Here is a 13,175-nt window from a genome sequence, read left to right as displayed (position 1 = left end):
ATTATGAATAGAACGTGATAATACATATTCATAAACAACGAACAGAGAAATAATGTTTAAAACACCAATGTTTCCAAGGTAGGTGAACTTATATTACTATGAATGTGTCCATCCTTTAAAACAATTGCTCTTGAAGATTGACTAGCTAATTCCAAATCATGAGTAACCATAACAATTGTCTTCCCTTTGCTTACTAATTCTTTCAATACTTCCATAATAAGGACACGTGAGTGAGTATCCAATGCACTAGTAGGCTCATCTAAAAATAATATATCTGGATCCGCTAATATTGTGCGACCAATTGCAACCTTTTGTTGTTCACCACCTGAAAGAGCGTCAATAGGTTGGTGTAAATCCGCTTTTAATTCCAATCGTTCCGCCAGAGAATAAACATTTTCCTTTTTTATTTTGTGACCATTTAAAGTTCCTGGAAGTACCATATTATCATAAGCGGACAATGAAGGAATCAGTTGAAAATCTTGAAAAATAAAGCCAATTTTTTTGCGGCGAAACTTTGCTAATTTCGCTGCACTCCATCCATAAGGTGATTTTCCATCGATTAACACCTCTCCATCTGTAGGAGGTAATAAGCTAGAAATACAATAAAGCAACGTTGTTTTCCCTGAACCAGAAGGTCCTACAATTGACACAAACTCTTGTTGCTCTACATCAAAAGAAATATCAGCAAGCACTTGTAAAAGATTTCCTTTAGCAAGCTCTATTTCTTTTTTTAATTTTGTTATTGAAATAACTATCTGTCTCATTAAAATTAACCTCCATAAAATTTAATAATACTAAACCTACTAACTGATAACGGAATATAAAAAATCAACTAGAATTTTTGTCAAAGCTTTAATGTCTCCTTGAGGCAATCCCCCATGACTAGCTTTTGGGTTAATCTCTAAATGTGAAGAGACCCCTAACGCTTGAAGTTTTTGTAGCCAACTTTTCACATCTTCATTTGAAATTTGCTTATCATTTTCTCCGCAAACCACAAATAAATTTGTCTTTGATCCTTTGGCTTTTTTCACATTTTGCATTGGTGAATACGAATGAATATATTTTCGTACTTTTAAATCAGTAGAAGGATCTCCCCATTCTGCTACTTCCATATGCGATAAATAATCACGTTTATATAGCATAGTATTATAAGGATCAAGAAATGGCGAAGCTAGTAACATAGATTTAAACAAATTCGGTTCTTCATTCAGACTAGCTCCAGCAACTATTCCTCCAGCACTAGAAGAAATTAACGACAATCTGTCAGAAGCCACTATTCCCTCGTCAATTAAATAATGACAACAGTCCAAAAAATCGTGAATTGAGTTCCACTTATTCAAAGTTTTACCCATATGATGCCATTTCTCGCCTAAATATCCGCCCCCTCTAACATGAGCAATGCAATAAACAAAACCAAGTTCTATCATCGCTATCATCATGGGCTCAAGATTTCCTTTTTGTTCTCTCGAACCGTATGATCCGTAGACATAAATGATACCAGGTTGTTTTCTGGGTAATTGTTTTGAGTCTCCCTTCCAATATATTGTTAACGGTATTTTCATCCCATCAACAACAGATCTTACATAGAAAATTTTGCTATGAAACTTTTTTACGTTAAGATTGGGTATATTTTGGTTGCTTTTAACCAAAACTAATCTCTCGGAAAGGTTAGGATTGTAGGAATATAACATATTAGATACACAACCGTCTTCACAAAATAGGTATGTCAAGCTCTCATCATTAGTATTTTTACAAAGGTGAGCATCACCTTGTAACGGAATGCTGAAAGTATCTTCGATAAAATCAACCTTAGCGTTTACTAAATTTTCAATGGATATTATTCCAGAATTCAATTTATTTTCATTAAAGTAACGAAGGAAAATATAGGTATGATTCGCTTCAACAGTAAGAACACTTATATTTTTTTTTGTAGGAATAATTTGATATTTTTTATCATTGCAATTATAGAGAATTAATTTGTGATTCACCGATTTCTCTTTCCTACATATAAATAATATGTAGTCTGTTGAATACTTTGTAAATCCTATAACATGAGCAATTCGCTCACTTTTTTTGGGCCAAATAACTTGGATAGGATTTTTTTCTTCAGATGAAAAAAGTAAGTATTCTACGTTATTTTTAAACAAAGATCGATTTGATAAAGATGTTTTAATTAGTTTTAATTGATGTGTACTCCTGCTTTCGCAATAGCAGACTTTCTCTTCCAATTGTTCGAAATTCTTTTCTAAAATTTTATTTGGTCGTCCGTCTTCTGTATGACTAATAAAAACAATACGATCTGTGTGTAACTCAAACTCAGGAAAATGATCAAGACTGGTTAGAACTGTAGTCATTACTTTTTCTGAATTCAACTCCATTACTTCAATTATATAATTACTATCAGAAATAGAAATCATCGTTCGAAATAAGTGAACTGGATCAAGAATTACTTTTAGTACCTGTTTATTAGGATATAAGCGAACATCGAAAAGCAGTTTAGATTTTTTTAAATGAATTCTTTCGGACTCTGTTATAATTAGCTCTTTATTTGCATCATTCAGTTGTACACTAATGCTTCCAGAGTACGGTAATTTCCAATCTTCAAAGCTGTAAATGTAATCATTGATTTGGACCTTATGATTATAAACTTTTTTATAATCAAGTAAGCAAGATTGAATAGTCGATACAAATTTTTTTTTATTATAAATCATTGATGTTCACCTACTTTCTTGCTTTTTATTATGGATAAATTTACCTGAAATGATCTAACCACTTTAGATTTATTACAAAGCTTACTCAACGTATTTTTTTAACAGTTTATATTCAAACCAATAAATCAAAATAAAGAAAAGACTGAACAAAAGAAAAGCCCCAAGTGCTAACAAGATATTAACCGACCAATTTGCTTTGAAAATATTGCCTCCTCCTAGGTATGTGACTCTAAGAAGAGGAACCGCAAACAAGATGGTTCCGACTAAAGTAGTCAATATAGAAATTATTGAGATTGAACTAATTTCAATAATTCGTGTTTTGAAAATCCAATTTGGTGTACATCCCGTGTAAAAATAGTTTTTTGATTCAATTTTTGTTTTCATTCTAAACAGACAAATCGATGCAAAGATATTAGCTAAGCTAATAATTATTGGAGCCCCAAACAAAAATTCAAGACTGAGTATTAAATCAGATATATAAGAGCCGCTATTAGCACCATCAATCAATAGCCTTGTATTAAGAAATAGTGCAATAAAATTTCCCGTCAGCAAAGTGATGATACTAACCGGGCGAATTAATTTAACCAAACCTTCTACATTGTATTGTATATTGTAAAATGCAATACGAACCATTGGATACTTTGATATTTCAGGTAAATCAACAATTCTATTTACTATTGCTCGAAATATTGGTCGTACTAAAAAATTCATAGCGACAAGTAAAGAAAGCCACAAAAGAAGTAATACATTCATCGAGTTACTCATACTTTGCGTGTATTCTTTCAAAACCGATGGATCTGGAACATTTTTTAAGTATAAATAAAATGTTCCCACTACACTGATGATTAAAGCAAGTATTCCAAAAAAACTACCGTTAAATTTCCTTTTGATTGACGCACTGTACGAGGAAAGAATTCCCTTTCTTTTTTTGAAGTTTTTAAGACAATAACGCATACAGGTAATAGTAATGATCGAAATTTGAAGCAAAAGAGTAATAAAAATGACGCTCCAAGACAAATGAAGAGTTAAATGAGAAAAAGATTGCCTAGCAGAAAATGAAGGTAAAATACTAAAAAATGCTTGTGCTGCTTGTATAGAAAAAAGACTTCCGATAAAGGTACCAATAATACCAATCAATAACATTTGACTTGTCATTAGGAAACTCAATTGTAATGGTGAACCACCTAAGAGAAGAAGAATATCATTTGTTTCATCAAAAAAATCTATACACTGTTTCATTGTATTGGTTGTTAATAGAAGTAATATAACAGCGCCAGTGATTATAGGCATTTGCATGAAAACACTATAATCATTAATATCGACACTATTTACTCCCCTCATTCCATTTATTATAGTAAAAGAAGTGTTAAAAACTAACCCTGATGCAAAGAAAACAGGTAGTACAGAAAACCATATCTTCCAATATTGCACGAATTGTTTCGTAATAAGTTTAATCATCGGTCTGTCTCCTATAACGTTTTATATCATTACTGTCACAATACCATAATAGAAAAATATCGCCATCGTTCTTAAGTCTAATTATTATGGAAAATAACAAATTTAATCATAAAAAAGAATATGTACTAATTAACTACATATAACAAAATAAATGGATGAGAGAAATGCATTTTTAGATATACTTACAAAAACACTTTATTCATAAACAAATCATCCTAATTAGTTTACATTACAGTAATTAAGACAACACCAACTTAATATACTATTAAAAATATAAACTAATTAGGACACTCTTAATTCTTAGTATTACTAATAATATAAATTTACAAAAGTCTTAGCGCAGTAGATCAATCACTACTTCACCATAGAGATGGCGTAATTCAGCAACCTACTAAACTAATATGGCTAGGTGTTGTATCACACCATCCCCAACTTGCAGTGCTACCACGTTCACCCTCAACTTCTTCCATCAAATTATCATCAATTTCAAGTGACTGAAATTTTAAAATTTCTGTAGGCATTATTCTTCAATTCCTCTCTATTTATTAGATTGTTAGCAAAAATCTGTTCACTACACAGACTTCTAGCCACATATGGTGCTAGACAGAAAATCATTCAATTATTTCTGTCTTTTTTAATATACTTAATCCATCTCCTATTGTTTGGTTTAACAGAAAACCAAACTTAGATTACTTGGAGAATTATCACACCAACTGACACTAACAGCACTATCCCGTCCCCCTAATTCTCCATCCATTACATCATCTTCTATTTCAAGGACTTGAAACTTTAAAATTTCTGTAGCCATCGTTCATCACCTTCTTTCTTTAATCAACTTTGGTAACAATATAAAATCATCTGATGTAATAGACTCAAGAGCCAATATTACACCAGCAAAACCTGAAGCAATATCTGTAGTTATACGCATACCATTGTCGCCTGCAAAGCACAACCCATCGCTAAACTTTATCAAATGTTGAGAAAGACCGGAACAAGTAGACTTATTTATTTCAAAACATGAAACTTTTTGTAGGTTCTTGTTCATAAAATATTGACCTAGTTTTAATCCTGCATAGCCATTATATAAACCTGGTGATACACAGAAATTTGCATCGACAGCTCTATACAATGATTCCAGTATTTTTAAATGATGATCAGCAATAATATCAGCATTTATTGATATAAGAATACCTAGACCAGCACTTCCCATTGACAAATACGGCAAGACTCGGTGCCCTTGTGAATACTGCATCATATCTTTTTGATCTGTATAATATCCTTGAAGTTCATTATTAATAGAACAATCTAATCCTGTAAGAAAAATATCTTTCTTAGTATATCTATATAGCTCTGCAAAAAGCCAGCCAATTCCAGCATGACCATAAAGTAAGCCAGCATCAATTTTATGCGGATCATTAGATGCAAATTTACCCTTTCCGATAGGAGAATAATTATCTGGAATCGATAAATATTCTTCAGCAAAAGTCATTGCTAAACTCAAAAAATGTTCTTCAAAAGCTTTTTTAAATAATCCCGCACTCGCAAATTCTAATCCTACTAACATAATACCAGCTTGACCATCATAAATATTCTTACTCTTAGTGTGTTTCCACCAATATTCAAATTTTTCTTGAAAAATTTCAGATGCTTTTTGAGACAGACCCAATTTATACATTAACCATAAGGTGCCAGAGATCCCCTCACCAAAACCATAATTTACGACTTCATTATTATCTATTTCAGTAAATAAGTTACAAATTATTTTATTTTGCAATAGTTTGAAATCATCAGACAAGGTTACACCTATTCTATTACTAGCAATATGATAGATCCATAAAATACCCAAATCAGAGAATGATATACCATGTTGAACAGTTAGTCCATAATAGTGAACAGGAAAATTTCGATAAGAATATTTCCACCTTCTTATCGTTTTATCAAAACCTTGAATCAATTCTTTTTCTAGTTTCTCAAAATCGTTATTTTTATTATTGGATTCTAAATATGGATGTAGATTCTTCTGCTCAGTTAATACATGGACAGTTCCTGATTTCTCCCTTAATCTTTGAAGTGTTAGTAAGAATTCCTTCAATATTTTTTCATCTGCACCAAGCTTAAGAAACAAGTCTTTCCCAGATTTCTCTTGTTGTTCAGAAAAACCATAAACAAGGTCACTTTGAATAACGACTGGAAAGAAAAGACTGTGAGCAATCTGCGAAACACCATACCAATCTATTTCTGTAGGTGTCTTTTCTCCCCAATGTCTGAAACCAGGAGCAGCCACTGTATGATATTTTTTGTTAGAACTATCAAAAACAGCCTGTTCCCAATCAATTACATGAAGAAAATCATCAGAGTCAATAATGAAATTTCTCGGATGAACGTCTTGATGGAAAACTTTTTTTTCATGAAATGATTCGAAAATTTTTTCTATTTCTTTAACAATTTTATGGGCTCGATTAAGATAATCCGTTGCAAGATTAGGCTTACCCTCTAAATAAATCGGATAATTTTTAGCAATCCATCGGTTTAAAGTTATTCCCTCAATTTTTTCCATGATAAGATAATAGTGTTCCCAAATTTTCCCCTCCCACAATAATCTTGGAACTTGTGGAATATCTTGCAATTGACTTAATGCTTTCGTTTCTGTAATAAGCTTATCAACTGCTGTTAGTCTCGTATCATCAATTCCTGTGTATGGGCGAGCCTCTTTTATAAAAACTAATTCATCTCCCGATTCAGGATAGTATCCTTCATAGATACCGCCACAGTTTGAAAATCGAATCGGTCTTTCTATTTCAAAAGGAATTGAGTCTAATGAAGCATCTTCTTTCACATTTAGCCACTGCTTTAGAAACTCAGGGGTTACACTATCATCAGGTCTCACAAAGAAAGTTTCCCTTTTGTCAGTGACCATTTTTCCATCTATTTCAAGTTCATCACTAAAGATTCCTTCACTATTTGGCGAACCTTTCTTGAACATTCCATATCGTAAATATATCGGTCCTTTTGCCCAACGTTTATCACTTAAAATATAAGGCCCCGGATAATCATGTAATTGGTCTTCTAAATAGTCCAGAAATTCTTCTAATATTGACTCATCAGGATAACAAGTGATGAACTTTCCAGCATGCTCTCGAGGCATTTGTTTTCCATTGCGATTAACAAAACGTTTAACTGTTGATAAATGCTTAAAAACAACATTTTTTTTATAGCAATACTCAGAGACAATCGTTAGTATCTCATCTGTACATTCAAGAGTTGAACTGATATGGACTTTCCATCCTTGACGTTGCATATTGTTTTTTAGAGGAATTATATATGTCCACTCACTTTCACGAAATTCCTCCCAATTTTTAGGGATCGGTACTGAAAAGGATTTAGAATTATCTGTATCGTATTTCGAATCTGTGAAAAAAAGTAAATCCCCCATTGAATAGTTACCTTCCACTTGATCCCCTCCATATATATAATTTTTTTAATTATCTGTTGTATTGATTACATTAATAGTTTATCAAAGAGAAATCGTTTGAACGTAATGTGTAACAAAAACAAATTTACATGTAACGAAAAATAAACATTCATTTCATTAATAAAATTCCAATCTATAAAACTGTCAACAGTTACATTCAAACGAAAAATCGTTACAAGTTACTAAAATTATACGTTTTTGGTGTAAAATAGAACTAAATAGTTATGGGAGATGAACGCATGTTAAATATAGCAATTTGCGACGATGAACCTTCATTTCTAGAACAAGCCGAACGTCAAATCATATGTTATCCGAATTTAAAGTTCGACGTTGATGTTTATACGGACAGTGATCAATTGTATAAAAAACTGAAAAAAGACAAATACGATATTTACTTTTTAGACATTGATATGCCTAACTTAGATGGAATTACTTTAGCAGAAAAAATAAGAGAAAGAGATGACTATGCCATCTTAATTTTTTTTACTAGTCATAGAGAATATATGGAAAGTGTTTTTAAAGTACGACCATTTGATTATCTGTTAAAACCTTTATATAGAGAGAAAACTTGGGAAATTTTGACAAAGGCTATTCGTCATCTGAATGAATTTCCAAATCAATTTTCCTATTTAAGTGAAAAAACTAATTTTGTTATTGCCACAAACGATATTTATTTTTTTGAGAAACAGAAACGAAAAGTAATTATGCATGGAAAAATCGGTAGTAAATCCTTTTATATGGATACAAAAACACTTTTAGAGAAATTGGGTGACAACTTTGTGCAGATTCATACTTCATATATCGTCAACTCATATTATATTCGAGCTGTAAAAAAAAGAGCCGTTGTTGTTCAAACTCATAATGGTTCTGAAGAATTACCTATTAGTGGAAAATTCAATGAACAATGCAAAGAACAAATCCTAGCTATGTTAGGAGTATAAAATTTATGTTAATTTATTTTATGAATATTATTTTCACTATCATTGACTGTATATTAATGGCTTATATCTATAAAAAATCTGGTCTTACACAATCTACGAATAAATGGATAATTTTAGTATTTATTTGCTTAATATTAAGATACTCAGCTTTTATATCTATACTTGAAAATTTGGGCTTAAGAGAACCCATTAACTTAATTTCATCGTTACTTATTTATATTTTTGTTGGAATCATAATGAAAGTTGAAAAAAGCAGTATTATACTTTGGCCTTGTGTATTTATGAGTATTGCCCTAGTTTCTGAGAACATTGCAGGTCTTATTCAACAAAGTTTTTCTGAGCAACATTGGTTTCCTACTTCTGCCACATCAATTACTCAATATTTTAGCGGATCTCTAATTTCAAGTGTTTTAAGAGTAATATTGATTAGTATAATCTTTTCGATGTTGTCTCATAAGCAACTTGAACAAATACCAAAACTTCCTGATAAAATGGTATTGATGCTGTCTATCATTCCTATATCGTCAATAATTGTTTTATGTACGATTACATTATGGTGGCATAGTAGCTTTTCTTTACCGGTAATTGGAGTTCTAGGAATAGATTTTGGAATTGTGGCAATGACTATATTTAACTTGTTCATGTTTAAATTGATACAAATACGAATTATCGAGTTGTCTCAAAAACAAGCTAGTGAAGTTGTTGTAAAAAAAGAAATTCAATATTTTACTGACTTGGAAAATAAAGAAAAAAACATTCGAATGATGCGTCATGATTTAAAAAATCAGTATCTCATTTTAGCTGGCTATATTGAGGATAAAAACTATGATGTGGCATTAAACTATATAAACAAATCCATCATAAAACTGGATCATTCGCAAACCAAATTTTATACGAATAATCCTATTCTCAATTATTTATTGAATCAAAAAACACAACAAGCGAGAGAAAATAATATACAAATGAAAATCAAAGCATTTATTCCAGCTGATTTCCATATAGAAAGTTCAATTATCGCTTCGATTTTAGGAAATTTAATTGATAATGCACTTAATGCATGTATTAGACAAAAAGATTTTGAACGAAAAATTTCTATCTTACTAAAACTATCTAACAATAATCTCATTATAAACATTGACAATACTTTTGATCGTGGTGAAATTTATACAAGAAGATGGCGGATGAAAGGAGGAATTGGGTTAAAAAGCGTTCAGAGTATTGTTAGTGAACAGAATGGATTATATAGACATTGGATCGAAGGTGAAACTTACCATGCATCAGTCGTTCTGATGAAAATATATGAAGGAGAGTCAAAAGAAAATGATGAAAAATTTGAAAAATCCAGCTTTGAAAGCGATCAAGAAAGCAGCATTGAAAGTGGCAACTTATGAAGCAAACACAATGTGTAATTTTATGTATGGCCAACCAAAACTTCCCTCAAAAATAAAAAAATTAAGAAAGTTCTAGTAATGGTATATGATTAACAACTTTTCCAACCATATTGTCTTGCGCTTAGTTGAGACTAATTTAATTTCTACAGAAGACAGAGAAATTTATACTTTTGGTTTAAGTCAATTAACCCGTTACGTAATATTCCTATTAGCTTGTACTTTTATAGGGGTTGTGAATCATAATCTATTGGGAATTACTTGTTTTGTAATCCTTTTTATTCCATTAAGAAATACGACAGGAGGTTTTCATTTAAAAAGAGATTTACCCTGTTTCGTTTTTTCTATTTTTACAATTTTAGTGTATTCATTGCTTCAATCTTGGTTTGAAATGTATTCACCTTACCTTTTAGTTACACTTATTATAATATTTGCATTTCTACAACTTATTTTGCCTACAGTGGATCATGCAAATAACCCAATTAATCATACAGGGTTTAAGATATTCAGAATGTATAAGATTAAGGTCATCAGCATTGAAATAATATTCAGTTTCCTAGCAATCCTATTTAAATTTTGGGTGGTCCCGAGAGCATTATTGATTGCATTGTTATTGAATATCATTTCAAATGTAATAGGATTGTTTATTAGAAAAGCATCAATGTTTAAATAAATACTCTTTTGAACTATAATTTTTAAATATCAACAGCAGTGTATGATCATTTTATAGTTAAAACTATTTAAATACTGCTGTTGATATTTAAATAGTTTTAGAACGATTTCTATACTTTTCTTAAGTGACATTCTTTTCTTGGATGAAAAACATAAGTTTTAGTATTAATTAATATAAGTGAAAATTTCCATAAACGTCAAATTTAGCTTCTATTTCTATTAGCTGGAACTAATAAATTGAATCTTCTAATTTTTATTGACTTTTTATTGACCAAAATAGCCATTATTGACCTAAAAACAAATATAGCAAATAATATTGCCAGTCAGAGATACGTTTGAAGAATACTAGTATATGAGATAAAACTCGATAAGCCGATATCTAGCTCCACCAATTTGGTACATCGTGTCTGTTACCTCACTTTTAATAGCAGTCAATTCATCCTTTTTTTAATAATCTCTGGAAGAAGAACGAAATCAAAAAATTAAGCCTCCTAACAATATGATCTTATGCAGTAAGCAATATCCTATTACTTTCTAATTTTCTTTTTCATTCAATTTTGTCAATTACATAGCAATAAAATATCTAGTACCTATCTGATTATTCTAGCTTTATTTACTGTTAACTCCACTGTATAATAATGTGATAGTATAACTGATGAAATGAGGTATTGAAATGTTTGAATGGGCTGCGAAAGATGCAATTGGTTATGCAAATCAAATATACGCGGAAATTGAAAACTGCAATGAAAGGAGCATGGAGGAATGGCTGACGTTCGATGAATGGAATAACTGGTATCAAAGATTTTTTGCAAAACCTCAGCGTTGGACAATTCTTCATGAATATATTAAGGACACTATTATTGAAAACCAAAGGTACTTATGCGACAAACACTTTGATGAAGTTGTACTATTTGAAATTTTTTCAATACTAAAAAAATACAGTATTAATTACTCAAATATTTCAACTTTTAAGTACCTAGAACATTATGACGCCGAACGTGGTGAAATTGATTTTAAATCCACGACTATTGATAAAGAAACAATATCTGATCATCTGATTAAGATGAAATCTATTTTTTATGAACAAGGAATCGATAGACTAACTAATGAAGTTTTCACTATTTTATATACTGATCGAGATTTATTAGCTGTAATTGGATTACAGATATCCACTTATATTCAATTTCATACCAAACAAGATTTTCCTAATTATTTGGCAAGGGACGGTGTAATAAAACGACCTTCATATTGGCCGGCTTGGCTAAAAAAGGGACTAGTTTTCCGAGATAAAGAGATTTGTCAAAATTGTGGGAAAGTAGTTGCACCGTCTTTCAACCCAATGATTGAATCTTATCACATTGATCATATAATTCCTCTAAATTGTGGTGGTACTAATGACGCAACAAATTTACAATTATTATGTAATTCTTGCAACACTTCGAAAGGTGCAAGACACATTATATATAGGAACACGTACACTCCTTTTTGGAATATAAACTAAAAATAAATAGAGTCTAAGACAAAATGATATCATATCGCTTTATTAATTGTTTTAGACTCATTTAATTACATTATTAGATTTTTAATTTCTCATAAAAAATAATATTTATAAATCATTCACCAAAAATTTTCCAATTCTCAATTTTTTGTAAACTAAGTTCATATTGAAAAAAATTTGTCGTCTTATTGGTATCATCAAGATACTTTACCACAGTTTTAACATGGACATAATTTCCTATTTTTTGATAAATGGGATTAATCAGTTCCACATATTTAAGATTGATATCAATTGGTTGCATCGTATCATTCTCAACATAATATTCAAGTTCTTTTTTTGATGCCGTTGGATAAATTTTGAAGAATGTCTCTAGAAATCCGGTAATTTCTTCTGTTGTTTTAGCATCAATTTCTGTTTCTCTCTCCACTTGTTCTTCTTTATATATTGCCTTTTCTGGCTTTTCGATCATAGTAGGCAAGCTAGTCACAATGTAATTGCCTTTCTTATCTTCAAAGATCGCTACTCGATATGCTGAAGAAATCTGATGTATTTTTTTCCCTTTGGATATCTTCTGATTGATTAGAAATGAAACAATAAATTTATCTGAACGTTTCTCAACATTTAAAATCTTCACTGACTCAACATCAGAACTAGTCGGGATATCGGCTCGAACCATATCTTGACTTAAATTAATTCCCTCTTCTGTTAGATACTGTTCTAAATTACTCATTCTTTTTTCGATAGCCATTTTGTTATTCTTCCACGAAAAATATTCTTTCGCAAAATCCTTCGTAAAACTTTCAACGCCAGAAGTATTCACTACCTTCTCTTTCACTACCACTTTTTCATGAGTTGTATGCTGATCAATAGCGGTGAAATTTTTATAAACACCAAAAACAAGGCTACAAGACAATAAAAACCAAAGGGCAAGCACCATTTTTCGATGCTTGCCCACGGATACAACTCGTTCTTTCTTCTTTTTTAGGGTCTTATCCTTTTGGCTCCGTTCAATTTTTATCTTCATTATTATTCCCC

12 protein-coding genes are annotated in these 13,175 nt (G+C 30.9%); 5 read left to right on the top strand and 7 right to left on the bottom strand.

Going from position 1 to position 13,175, the window contains the following annotated elements:
• Positions 1-56 precede the first annotated feature (56 nt).
• The 6 genes from IGJ53_RS06850 to lanKC form a co-directional block, all read right to left on the bottom strand.
• A complete protein-coding gene (locus tag IGJ53_RS06850; protein ID WP_010732516.1) occupies positions 57-764 on the bottom strand; it encodes an ABC transporter ATP-binding protein in 708 nt (235 codons plus the stop codon).
• Between the two features lie 39 nt (positions 765-803).
• The gene (locus IGJ53_RS06845; RefSeq protein ID WP_010732515.1) at positions 804-2,711 is read right to left on the bottom strand and encodes a prolyl oligopeptidase family serine peptidase; all 1,908 of its coding nucleotides are present in this window, start codon (positions 2,709-2,711) and stop codon (positions 804-806) included.
• Between the two features lie 81 nt (positions 2,712-2,792).
• Complete coding sequence (locus tag IGJ53_RS06840; RefSeq protein ID WP_010732514.1) at positions 2,793-4,169, bottom strand: FtsX-like permease family protein; 1,377 nt, start codon at positions 4,167-4,169, stop codon at positions 2,793-2,795.
• Between the two features lie 380 nt (positions 4,170-4,549).
• Positions 4,550-4,690 carry a hypothetical protein gene (locus tag IGJ53_RS06835; protein ID WP_010732513.1) on the bottom strand — a complete coding sequence of 47 codons (141 nt, stop codon included), beginning with the start codon at positions 4,688-4,690 and terminating at the stop codon, positions 4,550-4,552.
• A gap of 146 nt (positions 4,691-4,836) precedes the next feature.
• The gene (locus tag IGJ53_RS06830; protein WP_010732512.1) at positions 4,837-4,977 is read right to left on the bottom strand and encodes a SapB/AmfS family lanthipeptide; all 141 of its coding nucleotides are present in this window, start codon (positions 4,975-4,977) and stop codon (positions 4,837-4,839) included.
• A 6-nt stretch (positions 4,978-4,983) separates the two neighbouring features.
• A complete protein-coding gene (lanKC, locus tag IGJ53_RS06825) occupies positions 4,984-7,620 on the bottom strand; it encodes a class III lanthionine synthetase LanKC (RefSeq protein WP_438749911.1) in 2,637 nt (878 codons plus the stop codon).
• A 260-nt stretch (positions 7,621-7,880) separates the two neighbouring features.
• On the opposite strand from lanKC, the gene IGJ53_RS06820 reads away from it, so the two are divergent.
• The 5 genes from IGJ53_RS06820 to IGJ53_RS06800 all read left to right on the top strand — a co-directional run bounded on the left by IGJ53_RS06820 (position 7,881) and on the right by IGJ53_RS06800 (position 12,143).
• Positions 7,881-8,582: a LytR/AlgR family response regulator transcription factor gene (locus IGJ53_RS06820; protein WP_010732510.1), complete on the top strand. Its 702-nt coding sequence runs from the start codon at positions 7,881-7,883 to the stop codon at positions 8,580-8,582.
• Between the two features lie 5 nt (positions 8,583-8,587).
• Entirely contained in the window at positions 8,588-9,973 is a 1,386-nt protein-coding gene (locus IGJ53_RS06815; protein ID WP_010732509.1) for a sensor histidine kinase, read from the top strand.
• Positions 9,903-10,049 (top strand): cyclic lactone autoinducer peptide, encoded by a 147-nt coding sequence (locus tag IGJ53_RS06810; RefSeq protein WP_370684371.1) that lies wholly within the window; start codon positions 9,903-9,905, stop codon positions 10,047-10,049. The genes IGJ53_RS06815 and IGJ53_RS06810 overlap by 71 nt, the downstream gene beginning before the upstream one ends.
• Positions 10,050-10,058: 9 nt before the next feature.
• Positions 10,059-10,643, top strand: a complete 585-nt coding sequence (locus tag IGJ53_RS06805; RefSeq protein WP_010732508.1) for an accessory gene regulator B family protein — start codon at positions 10,059-10,061, stop codon at positions 10,641-10,643.
• Between the two features lie 672 nt (positions 10,644-11,315).
• Positions 11,316-12,143: an HNH endonuclease gene (locus IGJ53_RS06800; protein ID WP_010732507.1), complete on the top strand. Its 828-nt coding sequence runs from the start codon at positions 11,316-11,318 to the stop codon at positions 12,141-12,143.
• Positions 12,144-12,255: 112 nt separating this feature from the next.
• On the opposite strand, the gene IGJ53_RS06795 is transcribed toward IGJ53_RS06800, so the two are convergent.
• Complete coding sequence (locus tag IGJ53_RS06795) at positions 12,256-13,164, bottom strand: conjugal transfer protein (RefSeq protein WP_010732506.1); 909 nt, start codon at positions 13,162-13,164, stop codon at positions 12,256-12,258.
• Positions 13,165-13,175 lie beyond the last annotated feature (11 nt).

This window comes from Enterococcus sp. DIV1283b (assembly GCF_051710965.1).
Taxonomy (GTDB): domain Bacteria; phylum Bacillota; class Bacilli; order Lactobacillales; family Enterococcaceae; genus Enterococcus_B; species Enterococcus_B lactis.
This window is presented reverse-complemented; position numbering and strand designations above follow the sequence as displayed.